This window comes from Streptomyces spectabilis, assembly GCF_008704795.1.
GTDB lineage: Bacteria > Actinomycetota > Actinomycetes > Streptomycetales > Streptomycetaceae > Streptomyces > Streptomyces spectabilis.
Genome location: NZ_CP023690.1, coordinates 5,142,886 through 5,161,003, shown reverse-complemented (window position 1 = coordinate 5,161,003; position 18,118 = coordinate 5,142,886). Strand labels below are relative to the sequence as shown.

Sequence of the window (18,118 nt, the reverse complement as noted above, 5' to 3'; positions counted from 1 at the left end):
CCGGGGCGTGAGGATGTCGGCGAGAAGAGCCGTTCTCGCCGTCCGGGCGGCGTCGGAACGCTCCAACTGTCGACTAGGCTCGTCGCTCTGACCATGATTGGTCCATGCCCGAGTTCAGTTGGCCGGACCGCGCCTTGGCTCCAGATCCGGATGCCATAGCCCAGTGCTGGCCAGCAACAGTCTCTGCGCTACCCCTCGGATCTCACGTCAGCGGACGAGTCATCGGCCGACAACCGTTCGGCGTCTTCTTCCACCTCGATGGTGTGCCGAACGCAGTCGGCCTCGCCGAAATCACCGCCATGCCCAGCAGCATGGAGCTGCCTGCCTTGGGGGCCACCGTCGCAGGTGAGGTGATCTGGCACGCGGACCACAACTGTCAGGTGATGGTCCGCCTCGATGAATGGCGCGTGTCCGGCTGATCACCCCCTGGTCGCCGCAGCCCTGCACCACCACCGCACCAGAACGCGCCCGTTCGCCCAGGTCATCCCTCGAACAGCCCCAAAAGAGCTCAGCTTCCCAAGCTGAGAGCGCGAGTTCGATTCTCGTCACCCGATCCATGGTGAAGGCCCAGGTCAGCGACCCGGGCCTTTCTGCTGTCCGCGCTGGTCGTTCAGCGTGTGCCTGCTCCGTGCCAGACCTTGAGTGCCCGCCAGCCGAGCGCGAGGGCCCGGAGCTGGGCCGCGACGGCGGCCGGACCTCGGGTGGCCATCGCCCACAGTGCACGTCGGCCACGCCCGGGGCGGCGGGCTGGTGAGCGGCGCGCAGTCTCCTGGGAGGGCGGGGTCAGGGAGCGATGAGGCGGCTGGTGAAGCCGTCGCGGATGAGGGATTCGTACGCGGCATGCACGTCCTGCGGGACCTCCTGCTCGATGGCGAAGCCGAGCCTCGGGTACTCGATCACCCGCTGGAGGTCGCCGACGAGCATGTCCACCACGAGCTTCTCGTCGCCGATGCTCTTGAGGTAGTCGTCGAATTCCAGTGGCTCCGAAGCGCACACGATCTCGACCTCGGGCCACAGCTTGCGGGCGGTCGCGAACGATCGTCGTTCCATGTAGGGCTTGGAGACCAGCAGCGCGGTGGTCGGGGTGACGCCGACGGCGGCAAGAACGTCGCGGGAGAGGGTGATGTTCTGCCCGGTGTTCGCGGCGTTCGGCTCCAGCAGGATCGCGGAGGCGGGGACGCCGAGGTCGATGGCGTGCTCGCGATAGTGCACGGCCTCGCCGCGCGGGAAGCGGGACCGGGTGGTGGGACTGTTGCCGCCGGTGAAGACCAGGAGCGGGCAGAGCCCCCTGCGGTAGAGCTCGGCTGCGTGGGTGGCCACACCGAGATCATGACTGCCCAAGCCGATCGCCACGTCGGCCGCTCGAGCCTCGTGGTGCATCTGATGGTGGTCCCAGACCAGCTTCGCCTGGTGCCACTGGTCCTCGGTGATGGCCTTCTGGTTGTCGCTCACGCGTTGGTCTCCCTGATCACCGTTGCCGGAGCCCTCCCGGCCCCTCACTGCTGGCCTTCACGCTCTCGATACTGCGCAGTTGGTGCACGAGGCCGTACTGCGCGGCTGTTCCAGCAGCCTGGTCGAGGACGTGAAGCCCATCATCCCGGGTCGCCCTGTCGGAAAGCAGGACGTGGCCGTGAGCGGTGTCCATGCGTACGCATTGCATCGGTGAGTCAGTGCACCCGCTGCGGCGGGCGATGTCGATGAAGTAGAGGGCCTGGGTGAGATCACCGGCGCCTCGACGGGCAAGGGCGAGTTTCTGGTGTGCCACCGACCAGTCGTCGGGTTCGGACAGGTCCTCGAACTCGCGGGTCGCGGCCTGCATGACACGGGTCGCGTAGTCGTGGTGCCCGTCCTTGCTCAGTGCGGTTCCCACCCAGAGCCTGGCTCTGGTCCGGTCCCGCCGGGACAGCCGCTCGTCTACGGCGAGGTTCTGGTAGGTGTGAGCGGCTGTGTCCAGCTTGCCGGACATCTCCGCGACGACCGCGAGGGACAGGTCGAGCTGGGCGACGCGGCGGGGGATGTCGAGATGGGTGAAGACCGAGCGCGCGTCCCTGTACGCATGGTGGGCGGACAGCGGTCCGAGTACGCACCCCTGATCACGCTTGAGATCTCCGAGGAGTGCGGTGGAGCGGGCGTAGAGATATAGGCCCTTGTCATCCAGTTCGGTGGCTCTGAAGCGGTTCAGCCACCTGGCCAGCAGGCTGTCGGCGAAGGTGAAGTCCTGCCGGGACAGGGCTACGGAAGTACGGTCCAGGTCGTCGGTCCAGGACTCGTACTCCCAGGCTCTGGGACCGGCGGCCGTCACCCGGCACCCGGCCGCCGACCCCGCGCGACCGCCGGTCTCCGACAGGATCGTTTCGAAGCGCAGGTGCACGGAGGAGTCTGCGCGGCCTAGCGCGGTGTCGAGGATGGCCTGGGTATCGGGCCGGGGCTCCGTGGCGGCCAGGAGCTTCTCCCACTTCGACACGGTCGCGACCGCGAGTCCGAGGCGCTGGGCGAAGCCCCGCACACTCATGCGCAGGGCAAGCCGTAGGGCTCTGGCTTCCAGGCCGGTCCAGTGGTGCACGGTCGCCACGCTTCCCTCCCTTCCACCGGTCATCGAAGCAGACACGTGCAATCGACGGGACGGAAGTGGAGCGGAAGTAGAACGGCCGGTGATTCCCCATGAGTTGGCGCTCCGGAATGCTCAAGTGGCTACCACTTCGCCGAGCCCGGACGGTCGAAACCATGGAACCCCTCACGGAGCATCGCCCAGTCAACGGCCCCATCGTGTATTGCAGACACCTACGGTCTCATCGCCCCGCCCCTCTCCCACCTGGAGCCGAAAGCCATAGAGCCGAGCAAGTCCGGAAGCCGGCGCGCGTTCGGGTCGACGAAAGGGGGGCACGGGATGATCGCGTCGACACAACAGCTCTTCGCCGCGCGACCTGAATCAGTGCGTGAGGCGCGGGAGTTCGTGGCCAAGGCGTTGGACAACTGGGGTCTGATCGCCCGCGCTGAGGACATTCGTCTCTGCCTGTCCGAGCTCGCCACTAATGCCGTGGTCCACGGCACCGATCCAGGACAGGGGTTTCTCGTCAGGCTCCGTTCCGATGACGACGTCGTACGCCTGGAAGTGCAAGACAGCCGTCGTCGGCGGCCCACCGTGCGTGCGCCGTCCGCAGATGAACCCTCCGGACGGGGCCTGACACTGGTGGTCGCGCTCTCCGACGGATGGGGGGTGGAGGACCGCACCCCGGCCGGGAAGGTCGTCTGGTCCTGCTTCAAGGGCGCAGGAGGGAAGCCACGCTGATCCCTCTCGCCTGCCGAACATCGCCCTGCCCGCGCGTCTGCTGCCCGAGCGCCCCGCCTTCGTCCGCGCCGTCGGCGGAGCGTCCGCCCCGAGCAGTGCCTCTCTTCGAGAGGTAGTACGCCCATCATCGGGCGGGTACAGGGGCTTCCTGCCGTGCGCGGCGCAGGGCTGTCAGTGAGGCCGCGTCGGCAGGGCTTCGCCCTCGGGGACGGCGCTTCGGGGTGAATTTGTTGTCGCGCCGTGGCTGACGGGGGCCGGGCGGGGGTGGCTGGCCGTGAGGGCGGGGCGGGATGCGTCGTGGGAGGTCACAGGGGTTGCGGCGGTGTGTGTGGCAGGAAGGCTGTGGCCGGTGGGGAGCAAATCTGTGGCCGCGAAATGAGAAATAGGCGGGGGGCCTTGCGAGTATTTCGCGACTGTCGGGCGGATTTTGAATTATTGGCCGCACACGGCGGGGCGCACCGTGCTACTGTCGAAAGCAGTTGCAAGTGTGGTTGCCAGCAGGATCATTTCCCGACGAGGTAATCATCACGGCGACACGGAATTCTGACAGTGAATTCCTGAAACCGCCTCCGAAGGAGAATTGATATGTCTAATGGCACCGTGAAGTGGTTCAACGCGGAAAAGGGCTTCGGCTTCATCGAGCAGGAGGGTGGCGGCCCCGACGTCTTCGCCCACTACTCGAACATCGCCACCCAGGGCTTCCGCGAGCTGCAGGAAGGCCAGAAGGTGTCGTTCGACATCGCGCAGGGCCAGAAGGGCCCGACGGCCGAGAACATCGTCCCCGCCTGACACCGGTAGCGACGCGCATACTTCGCAGCTGGGGCCCGCACCTTGGGGTGCGGGCCCCAGCTCGCTGCGTTTCAGGGCACGGTTCCCCGTCGCTTCCCCATCACTTCGGCTCGTTCTCGCGATTCTCTGCGCTGTCCTCCGCTGCGGGAATTCCTTGTTACGCGCCGTATCGCCGTATCGCCGTATCGCCGTATCGAGGAAGGTTCCGCTTGAATCGCAGGCGCACCACACGCAGCCCTGACCGCTCCGGCATTCCGCGCAATTCCCGGTCCTGCGATCCGGTATCGCCGGGGACGGGCACGCCCGCGCTGCCCGCCGTCGAGGCGTTCGCCGATCTCGCCCTGCCCGCGCGGCTGTTGGCCGAGCTCGGCCGTGAAGGTGTGACCGTGCCGTTCCCGATCCAGGCGGCGACCCTGCCGAACACCCTGGCCGGCCGTGACGTGCTCGGCCGTGGCCGCACCGGCTCGGGCAAGACCCTCGCCTTCGGCCTCGCCACCCTGGCCCGTACGGCAGGACGGCGTGCCGAGCCGCGGCAGCCGCTCGCCCTCGTCCTCGTCCCCACCCGCGAACTCGCGCAGCAGGTCACCGACGCGCTCGCTCCGTACGCCCGTGCCGTGAGCCTGCGGCTCGCCACCGTCGTCGGCGGGATGTCCCTCAACAGGCAGACCGGTGCGCTGCGCGCCGGGGTCGAGGTCGTCGTCGCGACGCCGGGGCGGCTCAAGGACCTCGTCGACCGCGGCGCATGCCGGCTGGACGACGTCGGCATCACGGTCCTCGACGAGGCCGACCAGATGGCCGACATGGGCTTCGTACCGCAGGTCACCGCCCTGCTCGACCGGGTGCGTCCGGACGGGCAGCGGATGCTCTTCTCGGCCACTCTGGACCGCGACGTCGACCTGCTGGTCCGCCGCTATCTGGTGGACCCGGTGGTCCACTCCGTCGACCCGTCGGCGGGCGCGGTCACCACGATGGAGCACCACGTCCTCCACGTACACGACGCGGACAAGCAGCGGACGACCACCGAGATCGCCGCGCGGGACGGCCGCGTGATCATGTTCCTGGACACCAAGCACGCGGCCGACCGGCTGACCAGGCACCTGCTGAGCAACGGTGTCCGTGCCGCGGCCCTGCACGGCGGCAAGTCCCAGCCGCAGCGCACGCGGACCCTGGCCCGGTTCAAGAGCGGGCACGTGACCGTCCTGGTGGCGACCAACGTCGCGGCGCGCGGGATCCACGTCGACCATCTCGACCTGGTCGTCAACGTGGATCCGCCCGGTGACCACAAGGACTACCTGCACCGCGGCGGTCGCACGGCCCGCGCGGGCGAGTCCGGCAGCGTCGTCACCCTGGTGACTCCCGGCCAGCGCCGCGCGGTGCGCCGGCTGATGGCCTCGGCGGGCATCACCCCCCAGGTCGCCCGGGTGCGATCGGGCGAGGAGGAGCTGAGCCGCATCACCGGCGCCCAGGCCCCTTCCGGTGTCCCGGTCGTCATCACCGCGCCGGACGTGGAACGGTCCCGGAGCCGCCGGGGGCGACGAGGCCCGGCCGGACAGGAGCGGCCCTTCGGCGAAGCGGCGCGCTCCAGGGCCGCCTAGAGCCGCCGGGCCACCGGCCCGCCCCTTGCCCCGCAAGAAACCCACCCCTCTCCAGGAGGCACCTATGACGCCTGTTCGGACGCAGCACCGTGGAGTGGCCCCCGCCCCTGAGGCCGTCGTCGGCGGAAGGGACGCGGTCGGACCGCGGGTCTGTGACGACATGACGGTCGAGGTGGCCCTGTCCCTCATGGCCGGTGCCCGTGTCGATCACCTCGTCCTCTGCGACGGGGACGAGCAGAGCACGGGCCTGGTCACCCTGGCAGGGCTTGCCGTTCTCCGCGGCAGCCCCGCCTACACGGACCGGCTCCGGCTGCGGGACGTGGTCACCGGACCGTGCCTCCTGCCCGGCCCCCGGTCCACCGCCGTCGGCGAGTACGACCGGACTACGGGCATCCGCACGCTCGCCGGCTGACTCTCCCCGCCCGGTCAGCCCGTCCCCGTCCTACTTCTTCCCTGTGAGGCATCATGCGCTGTGTCATCGCCCGCTACCCGTTCGAGCTGACCAAGAACGGGGTGCTGGCCTCGATGAAGGGCATCATGCCCGAGGTCGTCACGGGTGCGTCCGTGACCATCGGCCGCCGCCGCTACCCGGTCAAGCAGGTGGGCCGGATCATCACCCGGCAGGACCCCCGCGACTTCACCAGCGGCGAGGTCGTCCGGGCCATGACCCGCCTCGGCTTCAGCTGCGACGAGCACCCCGGGACCGCCCCGGCGAGCGCCCCCACCCCGTTCGAGAGCGCGGCGGCGCTGCTCGGGGGCACCCCCGAGAAGGTGTGAGACCGGCGGAGAGCCCGCCACGAGAGGCCCGGCGAGGGCCCTGCCGACGCGCGTCGGCAGGGCCCTCGCTGTCGTATGACCGCAAACAGAAGGTCGGCACCGCTCGAGGGCCGACGGATGGTGTTGAATTCCCCTCGGGGCCCTGGTGCCGTACGGCAGCGGGGCCCCTCGACGCGTTGCACAACGAGGTGACATGGCAGCAGATAATCCACTCAGTGGCCGTCTGGACGACGACGACTACCCCGCGTACACGATGGGCAGGGCCGCCGAAATGCTCGGCACCACCCCTGGCTTCCTGCGAGCCATCGGTGAGGCCCGTCTGATCACTCCGCTGCGCTCGGAGGGCGGACATCGCCGGTACTCGCGCTACCAACTGCGCATCGCCGCCCGCGCCCGCGAGCTCGTCGACCAAGGGACCCCGATCGAGGCCGCGTGCCGCATCGTCATCCTCGAGGACCAGCTTGAGGACGCTCAGCGCATCAACGCCGAGTACCGCCGTGCCGCGGACGCCGCGTCCGACCACCGTTCCGGCCCCGGCCCGAGCTGACCGCGTCACCCGTGCCCCCGCCGCGGAGCGAAGCACCACGGACCCGACAGCTCTCCCTCTGCCGTGAGGCCGTAGCGCGGGAGGTCGCGCCAGCGCGGGGTGGTGCGGGCGCGGAGGGCCGACCAGGTGGGGAGGGACGCGTCGTGGCCCGCGTCGACCGCCAGGCGGTAGAGGCGGTCGGCCTCGGCCGGTGAGCCGCGGTGGGCGCAGAGCTCCGCCAGGTCGGAGAGGGCCTCGACGTGCCCCGCGCGGGCGGCGGCGCGGGCGTGGTGTTCGGCGGCCTCGTGGTCGCCGGACTGCTGTTTGAGGCGGGCCAGCTCGCCGAGGGCCCGGGTGCGGCCCAGGTCGGCGGCGCGCTGGTAGAGGCGCTCCGCCTCGGACTTGCGGCCGTCCGACTCCCACAGGCGGGCCAGTTGCAGCAGGACGCGGCCGCCGCCGGCCGCGGCCAGGCGTTCGGCGCCCTCGCTGTCGCCGCTCTTCTCCCGGCGCAGCACGAACTCGTTGAGCACCTGGGCGTCCCCGGCCCGCGCGGCGCGCAGGACGAGGGCCTCGGCTCCGGCCTTGTCGCCGGACTTCTCGCGCAGCCGGGCGAGGAGGACCAACGCACCGGAGTTGCCCGCGCGGTTGGCGGTGTGGGCCAGGCGTTCGGCGCCTTCGGAGTCGCTGTTCTTCTCGCGCAGCCAGGACAGTTCGAGGAGCGCGAAGGTGCTGCCGCCGCCCGCCGCGCCGCACGCCATGCTCTCGGCCTCCGCGCCCGCGCCCTCCTCCTCCTTGAGCAGGGCGAGGTGGGCGAGCGCGTCCGAGCTGCCGGCCGAGGCCGCGCTGCGGTAGAGGCGCACCGCGGCCTCCCGGTCCCCGGCCTTCTCGCGCAGGCGGGCCAGCTCGGTCAGGGCGTACACGCTGCCCTGGCGCACGGCGGTGCCCAGGAACCGCTCGGCCCCGTCGCTGTCGCCCCACCGCCGCTTGAGGCGGGCCAGCTCCGTCAGGGCGAAGATGCTGCCCGCGTCCGCGGCGAGGTCGAGGGCGCGGGCCGCGCCCTCGCGGTCCCCGGCCTGGCGCCGCAGCCCGGCGAGGCGGAAGGCCGGGCGCACCTTGCCCCCGGCGGCGGCCGCGCGGACCAGGCGCTCCGCCGCCGCCCCTTCGCCCGCCTTCTCGCGCAGGCCCACCAGGTCGGAGAGCGCGTACGTGCTGCCGGTCCGGGTCAGGGCGAGGAAGGCGAGTTCCTCGGCGCCCCGCCGGTCCCCCGCCTCCTCCCTGGAGCGGGCGAGCCCCGCGTACGTCCGGATCTTTCCGCTGGCGGCGGCGTTCCGCGTCAGGCGCTGGGCGCCCTCCTCGTCCCCGGCCTCCTGGCGGAGCCGGACGAGCCGGGTCAGACAGGAGCTGTCGCCCTGGTTGGCGGCCTCGTGGGCCAGCTCCTCCGCCCGGCCGGGTTCGCCCTTGAGCTGGCGCAGCCGGACGAGTTCCCAGTGCGCCCGGTGGTCGTCCTCCCACGCGGCCTCGTAGAAGTCCTTCGCCCGGTCGAGGTCGCCGACGCCCTCGGCGAGGCGGCCCAACTCGGGCCGCACGTCGGTGTTCCCGGCCTGCAGGGCCCGGCCGTAGAGGGACGCGGCGATCTGGAGGCGGCCCCTGCGCTGTGCGGCGCGCGCGAGGGCGACGCTGTCGTCGGTGTGCGGGCAGCGGCGGACCGCCGCGCGCCAGAAGGCGGCCGGGGGGCTCATGAGGCGGCGGTCGACGCGGCCGTACTGCTCCAGGTAGTCCGCGAGCCGGTAGGCCCGGGCGGTGAGCGCGCCGCTGCGGGCCGCCACGGGCGTCAGCGGTCCCGGCACGCCGTGGCACGGCATGGCGCAGTGCGCCAGGGCCTCCTCCAACCAGCGGCTGCCGCGCAGGCCCCGCTCCTGGTCGCGCAGATAGCCCTCGGCGGCCTCGGCGAGCAGCTCGTGCGGGAGCACGGGGCCGTGCCCCAGCCTGCGGTAGTCCATGGCGGCGTGGATCAGCGCCTTCTGCGCGGGGGGCGCGCACAGATAGCGGCGCATGAGCTCCGGGACACCGGCGAGGAACTGGGTGATCTCCCCGTCGGTCGCCCCGGCCAGGGCGCTGGCGAGGCGCGGGTCGTCGCGTGCCCGCTGCCGCGCCTGGCGCAGGTCGTGCTCGGTGAACGCCTTGGGCACCACCACGCACCGGCCGAGCCCGGTGAGGAGCTTGCGCTGCTGCTCGAAGCGGTCGTCGGCGCCGGTGGCCGAGGGCAGCGTCAAGGTCTCCCAGAACCGGGGCCAGATGGTGGCGAGGACGAGGACCGGGCCGCGCCGCCGGTCGGTCAGGAGCGAGCGCAGGCCCGCGGCGATGCCCTCGGCGGTCTTCGCGTCGGGGGCGAGGAGGTAGTGCTGGATCTCGTTGAGCCAGATCACCGTCTGCGCGCCGACCTCCGCGAGGTGCACGAGCGCGGCGTCCGGGCGCGTCGGGTCGAAGGGGTGCCACACCCGCCACCCCTGCGGAAGGCGGCGCAGCACCTCCCAGCAGGCGCGGGTCTTCCCGGTCGAGGACTCGCCGACCAGCGTGACCATGAGGCTCTCGCCGCCGGTCGCCCGGTCCACGAGGTCGCCGAGCGCCGCGTCGTGGTCCCTCGGCACGTACGCGGGAAGGCGCGGCAGCGCCCGCTCCCCGGGCACGCTGATCGCCCGGTGCACCTCGAGGGCGAAGGGGTCGAGGTCGACGACGGGGCTGCCGAGGGGCTGGGCGAGCTGGGCGGCGAACCACATCCGGCGGACCAGCGTCCCCGCCCGGCCCTCCTCCCGGCCCGCCCACCGGGCGAGGAGGAGGGCGACGGAGACGACGTCCTCCTGGCCCGTCGGGAGTTCCGTGGAGCCGATGATCCGGTGGATGGTGGCCTTCGACGGGCTGCCAGGAAGGGCGTCGTCCTGCCCGATCTCCTCCGCCATGCGCTGTGTCGCGGGCGCGCCGGCGTCCACGTAGAGCTGGTAGACGTACTCCTTCAAGTCCCGCAGCGGCGCGGGAGTCACGCCCAGCGGCTGCGGAATCCGTCGCTGGCTCCCTTGCCGCGCACCACTCTTGCGACCGGTCATCGAAGCATCCTTGCGTGTGGGAGGCGCGGCCGCCGGGAGAGTCACGGATTCGGCCGCGGACAGGGCACGGGGCACGGGGCGTCCGGGCGGACAGGGCGTCCGAGGGGAGCCGCTCAGGACACCAGCGCCCGGAAGGTCTCGTCGGCGGCCGCTCCGACGAGGGCGGACACGAGTCCGCTGAGGACGAATCCCAGCAGGGTCAGCCGCTCACGACGGCTCAGGGGGCGTCGGGGCATGACGGGGCTCCTGTCTCGGTGCGCTCGGGCGGCCGACCGGATCGCCGGCCAGGACCTACTGTCGCGGACCGGCTCGCCCCGTGGACGAGTTGAGACGAGCCGCCGCGCACGCCCGGGCACCGGCCGCGCTCAGGTCGTGAAGCCGCCGTCGATGTTGATCGTCGCGCCCGTCACGTACGCCGCCTCGGGGCCCGCCAAGTAGACGATCAGGCCGGTCAGTTCGTCCGGGGTCGCGTAGCGGGCGGCCGGGGTCAGGCCGGTCATGACGTCGGCGACGGGGCCCTCGGGCGGGTTGGTGTCGGTCGCCACCGGGCCGGGCTGGACGTTGTTGACCGTGATCGCCCTCGGGCCCAGCTCCCGGGCGAGCGCGCGGGTGAATCCGGCGACGGCCGCCTTGGTCAGGGCGTACGTCGTGCCGTTCGGGAACGGCATGCGGTCGGCGAAGACGCTACCGATCGAGATGATCCGGCCGCCGTCGCCCAGGTGCCGCAGGGCTTCCTGCGAGGCCACCCACACCGCGCGCACGTTCACCGCGACGTCCCGGTCGAAGTCGTCGACGGTGAGCTCGCCGAGCGGGCCCATCGTGCCGACGCCCGCGTTGTTCACCAGGATGTCCAGGCGGCCGAAGGCGGCGACCGTGCCGGTGACCGCCGCGCGGACCGCCTCCGCGTCGCCCGAGTCCGCGGCGATCGCCACCGCCCTGCCGCCCTCGGACTCGATGTCCGCGACGACGCCGTCCGCGCGGCCGGGCGACGAGTGGTAGGTGATCGCCACGGCCGCGCCCTCGCGGGCGAGGCGGCGCGCGATGGCCGCGCCGATGCCCCGGCTCCCGCCGGTCACCAGGGCGACCTTTCCGCCGAGGGAACCGTCGGGGGATGCGTCCCGCGTCCGTGTGCTCGTCATGCGACTGCCCCTCGTTCGGCGCTTCGACCACCGGTTGATACGTCAACCCGAAGCTAGGCCCGATAGGTTGATACGTCAACCTGAACGCGTAGAATCGCGCCATGGGCGATTCCGGGTGGCTGAGCGACGAACAACAGCGCGCGTGGCGGAGCTTCGTCTCCATGCACACGGCTCTGCTCACGCGCCTGAACGCGCACCTCCAGGACGAGGGCGGCCTGTCGTCCCCCGACTACCAGATCCTGGTCGCGCTCTCCGAAGCGCCGCGCGGGCGCGCCCGGGCCACCGCCCTCGGCAGGGAGACCGGCTGGGAGAAGAGCCGCCTCTCGCACCATCTGAGCCGCATGGAGCGGCGTGGCCTGCTGCGTCGTGAGGCGTCGGCGGAGGACAGCAGGTACGCCGACGTCGTCCTGACCGACACCGGCCGGGCGGCGATAGAGGCGGCGGCCCCGCGCCATGTCGCGCACGTGCGCGAGTGGTTCGTCGACGCGATGACGCCCGAGCAGCTCGCCGCCTTCGGTGACCTGTGCGACGCCGTGGTGGCCAAGGTGCGGACGCCGACGGACGGGCCCTGCCGGATCGGTTTTGAGCCGACCGGGGCCTGAAACCCCCGCCGGCCGCTCGCCCCGGGCCCTTTTGCCCCTACGCTCGTTGATCCCCTCAGTGCGGTGTGAGCGGTGCCCGAGCGGCATGGAGGCATGGACCGACAGTGCTGCCCGGCGTCGGCCTCCCGAGGGCAGGTGAGCGGAGAGTCCCGTGCGCATGACCGACCTTCAGCGTTGCGAGATCCGTCCCGGACGGCTCGTGGAGTGGACGCTGCACCCGGCCGCGGTGGGGGCCGCGCGGGCCCTGCCCGACGACGTCAGGCCGCCCGCGTACGTGCAGGAGTCCCACATCCGCACCTCGCGCACGGTGCGCCGCGACGGCCTGTTCGTGCCGACCTGGCTCGGCACCGTCTTCGACCTGCCGGGCCGCGTCGACCTCGACGTCCTCCAGGGCGCGCTGCGCGTCTGGACGCTGCGGCACGAGACGCTGCGCAGCGGCTTCCGCTGGGCGGGCGACGAGATGCGGCGCTTCACGCTCGCCGCCGACGACGTCGCGCTGCAGCGCGCGGAGGGCGGCACCTTCACCGACGCGGCCACCCTGATCCGCTATCTCCAGGACCGCTTCGACACCGCGGCGGACGCGTTGACCTGGCCGAACTTCATCTTCACCGCCATCGTCCGGGACGACGGGGCGACCGTGTGCATGGCGTTCGACCACAGCAACGTCGACGCGTACTCGGTCCACCGCATCACCGCCGAGATCCACGAGCTGTACGCCGCCGGGCTCGGGGGCACCGCCGTGGCCGCCCCGCCGGTCGCCAGCTACGTCGACTTCTGCGCGAGCGAGCGCACCGACGCCGACCGGATCGACCACACCCACGCCGTCGTGGCCCGCTGGCGGGAGTTCATCGGCCGGTGCGACGGCAAGCTGCCGAACTTCCCCGTCGACCTCGGCCTCGACCCCGAGGGCCCGCTGCCCGAGCAGCGGCTGCTGCACGAGATGCTCGTGGGCGACGCGGAGGCCGCCGCCTTCGAGGCGTACTGCCGCCCCTACGGCGGCAGTCTCGTCGGCGTCCTCGCGTCGGTCGCGCTCATCGCCCGGGAGATCAGCGGTCTGCGGGTGTACCGCACCGTCGTGCCGTTCCACACCCGGGTGCGCTCGCAGTGGGCCGAATCGGTGGGCTGGTACGTGGGCGGGGCGCCGATCGAGGTGCCCATCGCCGACGCGGTGGACTTCGACGACGCGCTGCGGATGGTCCGCGCCGCCCTGCGCGAGGCCAGGCCGCTGTCCCGGATGCCGATCGCCCGGGTGCTCCCGCTCCTCGGCGCCGACTTCCGGCCCACGTCCCCCGACCTCTACTCGATCGTCAGTTACGTCGACACGCGGGCGACCCCGGGCGCGGAGCGGTGGCAGGAGCTGAAGGCGTACGGCCTGATCCGGGTGTCGTACGGCGACCAGGTGTGCGCGTGGATCACCCGGCTCCACGAGGGGCTCCAGTTCGCCTGCCGCTACCCGGACACCGACGCGGCGTACAAGAACATGCGGCTCGTGGTGGAGCGGCTGCGGGAGCGCCTGGTGGAGGTGGCGGGGGCGGTGCCGGACGGCGTCCCGTCCGCGCGGTCCGGGCAGGGCGCTCCCCGGGTCACCCCGGTCCCGTAGGGCCGGGGCGCGCGGCCGCCTGCGGGGCGAGGACCGCCGCCGCCAGGTGGTCGCGGAACCAGCGGTGGCCCGGGTCGGCGTCGTTGCGCGGGTGCCAGGCCATGCCCAGGTCGATCGGCGGCAGCGGCAGCGGCACCGGGAAGGTCCGCAGGCCCAGGGCCTCGGTCGCGCCGGGGAGCCAGCCGGGCAGGGTGAGGGCGACGAGGTCGCTGTCGCGGGCGAGCAGCAGCGCGCTGGTGTGGCTGGGCACGACGACCGCGACCCGGCGGCGCAGGCCCAGCTTCGCCAGCTCCGCGTCGATGGGGCCGAGGCGCTTGCCGAGCCGGGAGATGCCGATGTGGCAGGGCTCGGCGAAGCGGCGGGCGTCCACCGGCCCGTCGAACAGCGGGTGCCCGGCGCGGGCGACGCCGACCAGGGTGAGGCGGGCGAGCTGCCGGGTGCGGGTCTCGGGGTCCAGATGCGCGAGGACGCCCAGTTCGACGTCCAGGAAGCCCTGGCGCAGCGCGGGCCCGCCCTCCCCCGACTCCGGCAGGAACACCACGTCCACGCCCGGGGCTTCGGTCCGGACGCGCTCGGCCAGGGGCCCGGCGAGACCCGCCTGGAGCAGGTCGATGGCCTGCACGGTGAAGGTCCGCTGGAGGTGCCGGGCGGCGAAGCCCGCCCCGGGGCGCAGCACGTCGTCGCAGCCGCGCAGCAACGCGCCGACCTGCTCGCGCAGTTCCAGGGCCCGCGGCGTGGGCACCATGCCCTGGCCCGCGCGGACCAGGAGGGGATCGCCGACGGCGCGGCGGAGCCGGGCGAGGGTGCGGCTGGCCGCCGCGGGGGACGTGCCGAGCCGCTCCGCGGCGCGCGTCACGCTGTTCTCCTGGAGCAGGGCGTCCAGGGCTCGCAGCAGATTGAGATCCATGAACTGGCCCTCCTGAGCGGCGGTTTTGCGTTGGCGGCAACTATTGGGTGCCGATCCTTGCATTGCCGCGGAATCCTCCGGTGGCGAGGGTGGAGACATCCCAGGGGGCGTCCGCGACAGGGCGGGCGACACCCCGCGCCGTCTTCCTCAGGAGCCTTCATGCAGCAGCCCGACCGTCAGTCCGCCCGTGCCGGTCGCGAGGGCGACGTGCTGGCCGTCGTCAGCCAGAGCGGCCCGACCGTCTCCTTCTTCGACGCCGCCACCGACCGGCACCTCGGCGCGGTGGACGTCCTCGCCGAGCCCCACGAGTTGTGCTTCGACCCGACCCGGCGACTGCTGTGGTGCGCGTCGACGTACTCCTCCGGCTACTACCACGACAACGCGGGCCGCCGTACGGAACTGACCGTCATCGACCCCGACGCCCGCCGCGTCGTCGACGTCGTCGACATCGCGCCCGAACACGGGCCGCACGGCCTCGCGTTGGACGCCGCGCGCGGCCGTCTCTACGTCAGCGTGGAGGGGTCCGGCGACCGGCCCGGCGGCGTCGTGGTGATCGACACCGAGTCCCGCAAGCCGCTGGGCCGGATCGACACGGACGCACCGGGGCCGCACTGGTTCGCCATCGACCCGGCGGGCACCATCGGGTACGCCACCAACAAGGAGGCGCCGTTCGTGTCGGTCGTCGACCTCGAACGGGGCGTCCTCACCGCGAAGGTCGAGGTGCCGGGCAGCGAGGGGCTCGCCGTCTCCGCCGACGGCACGCACGCCTTCGTCGCGGCCCCGTACGGGTCCTTCTCCCCGCCGCGGGCCGCCGACGGGTCCGTCGGGGCCGCGCCCGTGCCCGGCATCCGGGTCGTCGACGCCGCGACGGCGTCCGTCACCGAGGTCCTGCCCACGGAGAACACCGTCTTCCCGGTGCACCTGACGTCGACGGGCCTGCTGCTCGCGGGCGAGCTGCGGATGGAGACCGACCCCGGATCGCGGCTCGGACGCCAGGCGCCCGGACGGCTCCTGGTGTACTCCGCCGACACCCGCGAGGCCATCGGCGAGGTCGAGGTGGGGCGCTTCCCGCTGACGATCACCTCGTCGCCCGACGGGGGGCTCGCCTATGTCTCCGGCGTCGTCTCCTCCACCGTCGACGTCATCGACCTGGAGATACTGCGGAGCCTGGCCCGCCTCGACATCGCCCGAAGCGGCGAGCCCGGCGCCCACGGCCTGGCATACGTGCCCCGCCCAACCTGAAGCGGCACGCGCCCGAAGGGGCGCGGGGCTGTGCTGATATGCGGCTCCGCCGCGCGGGCGCGACCAGCCACGACGGACCCGCAGGCGCCCGACGGCATGGGGCGGCACATCGAGCGGAACGCTAATCCGCCTGCAACGAGCGCCAGATGCGGTCCGGCAGGACCCGGGCCGCCTCCTCCAGGTCCACCTCGTAGGTGCTGGAGAGCCAGCGGTGGGCCGTCTCCGCCACCGGGCCCATGACCAGGACCTCGATCAGGGGCGCGGGCAGCGCGGCCACCTCGCCGGAGACGATGCGCGGGTGCAGCCAGGCGGCGATGGGCGCGAACTTGGCGTCCTTCGCCGCCATCACCCGCTTCGCGTGGGCCGCCAGATAGCTGGAGTACGCGGAGCCGTGCAGGAAGAGCGCCACGTCCCGGTGGTCGCGGGTGAAGTCCAGATAGGCCCGCACCAGGGCGCGGATGCCGGTGCGGGCCGTGCGGCAGCGGGTGACGGCGGCCACCACCGGGTCGCAGAGCTGGTCCACGCAGCGCAGATAGAGCGCGGCGGCCAGGCCGTCGAAACTGCCGAAGTGGTGGTAGAGGCTGCCGAAGCTCACGCCGCTCGCCGCCGTGACCGCGTTGACCGTGAAGCCCTGCGCACCCGCGTGCGCGTACACCCGCAGGGCGGTGTCGAGGAGCAGGTCGACGGTGGCCTCGCCACGCTGCTGCTTAGGGGACACGGCACCGCCCCGGCTTCCCCCGAGCCCCGGAACGGGCGCGTCCGCCTGGTGTCACCTCGTCCGCAGCCATGCGTTCCAGCGTAGAGCAGAACCGGTGTCACGGAGCGCCGCGGAAAGCCTTCGCCGCACCAAGAATTTAGAGGCAATTTCTAGAAACTCTCTCCACCAACTCGCTTGCTGGGCCACACTCCTGTCATGGCAGGTCCTCCACCCCAGCGGCCGCACGAGCCCGTTCCCGGCAATCCGTACGTCCAGCCCGTCCCCGCCCCGAAGAGGCGGAAGGGCGCGGTGGCCTGGGTCGTCGCGGGTGCGGTGATCGCGGCCGCGGGCGTGGGCGCGGGCGCGTACGCCCTCCTGAAGGAGGACGACGGTAGGCGGTCCGGTGGTTTCCGGGCCCCGCTCGCCCGCGACACGGGACCGTCGGGCGAGCCGTCCGGCTCGGGGGAGCGGACGGACGCGCCCGGCGGCCCCGACGCGCCGGTGCGGCGCGTGGACGTCAACGCCGGGCGCAAGCAAGGCGAGTCCAAGGGCTGGCTCGACCTGAACGGCGTCAAGCTGCCCGGCAAGGGCGCCATGCTGGGCGATCTGTGGACCGTGGACGGCGGCGGGCCCGGCAGGGCCGACCAGCTCGTCGTGCAGGCCCTCTACGACACGGTCACCGCGTACCGCGCGCGGGACGGCGAGAAGGCCTGGACCCTGCGGCTGCCCGACAGGGTCTGCGACACCCCCGTCGACACCGCGCCCGGCGGGCACGTCGTCGTCGCGTACGGCAACGGCACCACCTCCGGCTCCGGCAAGTGCAACCAGCTCCAGCAGATCGACCTGCGGACCGGCGAGAAGGGCTGGCACCGCGAGCTGAAGGAGCACGACCTCTCGGACAGCACGAGCACCGTGCACCTCGCCATGACCGGCGGCACCGTCACCGTCGGCCAGGGCGACATCGCCCACGGGTACCGCGTGAGCGACGGCAAGCGGCTGTTCTCCTCCCGGCGCGAGCGCGTGGGCGCCTGCTTCCTGCGCGACGTCGCGGGCGGCGCCCGGCTCCTGTACGTCGAGGGCTGTGCGGCCGGGGCGCCCAAGGCCCACGGCCTGGTGAAGAACGTCGACCCCAGGACCGGCGACGTCCGCTGGCGGTACCGCACCAGGGCCGGCTGGAGCGTCGACAAGGTGTACTCCGTCGACCCCCTCGTCCTCGCCGTCCGCAACAAGGACGACTACGACAAGTGGGGCATCGTCTCCGTGGACGGCAAGGGCCGCGAGCGCGCCTGGATCCCACTCGACAAGGGACCGTACGCGTACGAGATGTGCGACGGGGCCGGGGACGCCGGGGAAGGCGTGCAGAACTGCCCGGGAGGCGCCGTCGGCGGCGACTCCCTGTATCTGCCGACCGAGCCGAAGGACGGCGTCCTCGGGCCCAACAGGGTCGTCGCCTTCGACCTCGCGACGGGCGAGCGGCGCTGGACCGCCACCGTGCGCGGGCGGCAGCTCATCCCCGTGCGGCAGACCGGGGACGGCAGGCGCTCGGGCGTGGTCGTGTACGTGCGCGCGCAGCACGGCAAGACCGGCCGCACCGTGCGGTTCCCGGCCGGGGGCGGGGCGCCGGAGGTGCTGCTCCGGCACTCCACGCCCGCCCAGAAGTGGGAGGCCGAGATGTTCGCGGGGGAGACGCTGTACAGCGGTGGGCGGATCTTCGTGGCGCCGTCGCGGCTCGAACCCAAGGCGCTCGGCGGCAAGAAGGAGCAGGGGCGGCTGGTGTCGTTCGGCCGGTGACGGCCGCCGCGGCGCGACCGGGCGCCGACCGAGCACCCCGCAGGGCACCGACTTTGGAGAGAC

General features: G+C 72.5%; 18 protein-coding genes. 11 read left to right on the top strand and 7 right to left on the bottom strand.

What is annotated here, in order from left to right; all coding sequences use genetic code 11:
• The first annotated feature begins 104 nt into the window (after positions 1 to 104).
• On the top strand, positions 105 to 419 hold the full coding sequence (locus tag CP982_RS42155; protein WP_212669197.1) for a S1 domain-containing protein: 315 nt from the start codon (positions 105 to 107) through the stop codon (positions 417 to 419).
• A 364-nt stretch (positions 420 to 783) separates the two neighbouring features.
• On the opposite strand, the gene CP982_RS22560 is transcribed toward CP982_RS42155, so the two are convergent.
• Together CP982_RS22560 and CP982_RS22555 are read right to left on the bottom strand one after the other, a co-directional pair.
• Positions 784 to 1,452 carry a YdcF family protein gene (locus CP982_RS22560; RefSeq protein ID WP_150512182.1) on the bottom strand — a complete coding sequence of 223 codons (669 nt, stop codon included), beginning with the start codon at positions 1,450 to 1,452 and terminating at the stop codon, positions 784 to 786.
• Positions 1,453 to 1,468: 16 nt separating this feature from the next.
• A complete protein-coding gene (locus CP982_RS22555) occupies positions 1,469 to 2,572 on the bottom strand; it encodes a helix-turn-helix domain-containing protein (protein WP_150512181.1) in 1,104 nt (367 codons plus the stop codon).
• 315 nt (positions 2,573 to 2,887) lie between these two features.
• Between CP982_RS22555 and CP982_RS22550 the strand changes: the two genes are divergently transcribed.
• The 6 genes from CP982_RS22550 to CP982_RS22525 all read left to right on the top strand — a co-directional run bounded on the left by CP982_RS22550 (position 2,888) and on the right by CP982_RS22525 (position 6,997).
• Complete coding sequence (locus CP982_RS22550; RefSeq protein ID WP_150512180.1) at positions 2,888 to 3,289, top strand: ATP-binding protein; 402 nt, start codon at positions 2,888 to 2,890, stop codon at positions 3,287 to 3,289.
• Between the two features lie 585 nt (positions 3,290 to 3,874).
• Positions 3,875 to 4,078, top strand: a complete 204-nt coding sequence (locus CP982_RS22545; RefSeq protein WP_150512179.1) for a cold-shock protein — start codon at positions 3,875 to 3,877, stop codon at positions 4,076 to 4,078.
• A gap of 209 nt (positions 4,079 to 4,287) precedes the next feature.
• Complete coding sequence (locus CP982_RS22540) at positions 4,288 to 5,673, top strand: DEAD/DEAH box helicase (RefSeq protein ID WP_184925117.1); 1,386 nt, start codon at positions 4,288 to 4,290, stop codon at positions 5,671 to 5,673.
• A 64-nt stretch (positions 5,674 to 5,737) separates the two neighbouring features.
• Entirely contained in the window at positions 5,738 to 6,085 is a 348-nt protein-coding gene (locus CP982_RS22535; protein WP_184925119.1) for a CBS domain-containing protein, read from the top strand.
• A gap of 53 nt (positions 6,086 to 6,138) precedes the next feature.
• A complete protein-coding gene (locus CP982_RS22530; RefSeq protein ID WP_150512178.1) occupies positions 6,139 to 6,450 on the top strand; it encodes an SCO5918 family protein in 312 nt (103 codons plus the stop codon).
• A gap of 193 nt (positions 6,451 to 6,643) precedes the next feature.
• A complete protein-coding gene (locus CP982_RS22525; RefSeq protein WP_150512177.1) occupies positions 6,644 to 6,997 on the top strand; it encodes a helix-turn-helix domain-containing protein in 354 nt (117 codons plus the stop codon).
• Positions 6,998 to 7,002: 5 nt separating this feature from the next.
• Here the strand turns inward: CP982_RS22525 and CP982_RS22520 are convergent, their stop codons facing one another.
• The 3 genes from CP982_RS22520 to CP982_RS22515 form a co-directional block, all read right to left on the bottom strand.
• Positions 7,003 to 10,077: a P-loop NTPase family protein gene (locus CP982_RS22520; RefSeq protein ID WP_150512176.1), complete on the bottom strand. Its 3,075-nt coding sequence runs from the start codon at positions 10,075 to 10,077 to the stop codon at positions 7,003 to 7,005.
• Between the two features lie 113 nt (positions 10,078 to 10,190).
• The gene (locus CP982_RS42980; RefSeq protein WP_260422877.1) at positions 10,191 to 10,313 is read right to left on the bottom strand and encodes a hypothetical protein; all 123 of its coding nucleotides are present in this window, start codon (positions 10,311 to 10,313) and stop codon (positions 10,191 to 10,193) included.
• 129 nt (positions 10,314 to 10,442) lie between these two features.
• Positions 10,443 to 11,216, bottom strand: coding sequence for a 3-oxoacyl-ACP reductase family protein (locus CP982_RS22515; protein WP_150512175.1), 774 nt, complete (start codon positions 11,214 to 11,216; stop codon positions 10,443 to 10,445).
• Positions 11,217 to 11,317: 101 nt separating this feature from the next.
• On the opposite strand from CP982_RS22515, the gene CP982_RS22510 reads away from it, so the two are divergent.
• On the top strand, positions 11,318 to 11,818 hold the full coding sequence (locus CP982_RS22510) for a MarR family winged helix-turn-helix transcriptional regulator (protein WP_150512174.1): 501 nt from the start codon (positions 11,318 to 11,320) through the stop codon (positions 11,816 to 11,818).
• 157 nt (positions 11,819 to 11,975) lie between these two features.
• Positions 11,976 to 13,418 (top strand): condensation domain-containing protein, encoded by a 1,443-nt coding sequence (locus CP982_RS22505; protein ID WP_150512173.1) that lies wholly within the window; start codon positions 11,976 to 11,978, stop codon positions 13,416 to 13,418.
• Here CP982_RS22505 and CP982_RS22500 read toward each other — a convergent pair.
• Positions 13,402 to 14,325 carry a LysR family transcriptional regulator gene (locus CP982_RS22500; RefSeq protein ID WP_150512172.1) on the bottom strand — a complete coding sequence of 308 codons (924 nt, stop codon included), beginning with the start codon at positions 14,323 to 14,325 and terminating at the stop codon, positions 13,402 to 13,404. The two genes, CP982_RS22505 and CP982_RS22500, sit on opposite strands and share 17 nt — an antisense overlap.
• Positions 14,326 to 14,484: 159 nt before the next feature.
• Between CP982_RS22500 and CP982_RS22495 the strand changes: the two genes are divergently transcribed.
• On the top strand, positions 14,485 to 15,567 hold the full coding sequence (locus CP982_RS22495) for a YncE family protein (protein WP_150512171.1): 1,083 nt from the start codon (positions 14,485 to 14,487) through the stop codon (positions 15,565 to 15,567).
• A gap of 121 nt (positions 15,568 to 15,688) precedes the next feature.
• Here the strand turns inward: CP982_RS22495 and CP982_RS22490 are convergent, their stop codons facing one another.
• Positions 15,689 to 16,285, bottom strand: coding sequence for a TetR/AcrR family transcriptional regulator (locus tag CP982_RS22490; RefSeq protein ID WP_150512170.1), 597 nt, complete (start codon positions 16,283 to 16,285; stop codon positions 15,689 to 15,691).
• A 195-nt stretch (positions 16,286 to 16,480) separates the two neighbouring features.
• On the opposite strand from CP982_RS22490, the gene CP982_RS22485 reads away from it, so the two are divergent.
• Positions 16,481 to 18,055, top strand: coding sequence for an outer membrane protein assembly factor BamB family protein (locus CP982_RS22485; RefSeq protein WP_150512169.1), 1,575 nt, complete (start codon positions 16,481 to 16,483; stop codon positions 18,053 to 18,055).
• The last annotated feature ends 63 nt before the right edge of the window (positions 18,056 to 18,118 follow it).

Coding starts and splice junctions, on each gene's coding strand:
- CP982_RS22545 (WP_150512179.1), top strand. CDS start 3,875: ATGTCTAATGGCACCGTGAAGTGGTTCAACGCGGAAAAGGGCTTCGGC.
- CP982_RS42155 (WP_212669197.1), top strand. CDS start 105: ATGCCCGAGTTCAGTTGGCCGGACCGCGCCTTGGCTCCAGATCCGGAT.
- CP982_RS22520 (WP_150512176.1), bottom strand. CDS start 10,077: ATGACCGGTCGCAAGAGTGGTGCGCGGCAAGGGAGCCAGCGACGGATT.
- CP982_RS22505 (WP_150512173.1), top strand. CDS start 11,976: ATGACCGACCTTCAGCGTTGCGAGATCCGTCCCGGACGGCTCGTGGAG.
- CP982_RS22485 (WP_150512169.1), top strand. CDS start 16,481: ATGGCAGGTCCTCCACCCCAGCGGCCGCACGAGCCCGTTCCCGGCAAT.
- CP982_RS22535 (WP_184925119.1), top strand. CDS start 5,738: ATGACGCCTGTTCGGACGCAGCACCGTGGAGTGGCCCCCGCCCCTGAG.
- CP982_RS22530 (WP_150512178.1), top strand. CDS start 6,139: ATGCGCTGTGTCATCGCCCGCTACCCGTTCGAGCTGACCAAGAACGGG.
- CP982_RS42980 (WP_260422877.1), bottom strand. CDS start 10,313: ATGCCCCGACGCCCCCTGAGCCGTCGTGAGCGGCTGACCCTGCTGGGA.
- CP982_RS22515 (WP_150512175.1), bottom strand. CDS start 11,216: ATGACGAGCACACGGACGCGGGACGCATCCCCCGACGGTTCCCTCGGC.
- CP982_RS22495 (WP_150512171.1), top strand. CDS start 14,485: ATGCAGCAGCCCGACCGTCAGTCCGCCCGTGCCGGTCGCGAGGGCGAC.
- CP982_RS22510 (WP_150512174.1), top strand. CDS start 11,318: ATGGGCGATTCCGGGTGGCTGAGCGACGAACAACAGCGCGCGTGGCGG.
- CP982_RS22525 (WP_150512177.1), top strand. CDS start 6,644: ATGGCAGCAGATAATCCACTCAGTGGCCGTCTGGACGACGACGACTAC.
- CP982_RS22500 (WP_150512172.1), bottom strand. CDS start 14,325: ATGGATCTCAATCTGCTGCGAGCCCTGGACGCCCTGCTCCAGGAGAAC.
- CP982_RS22550 (WP_150512180.1), top strand. CDS start 2,888: ATGATCGCGTCGACACAACAGCTCTTCGCCGCGCGACCTGAATCAGTG.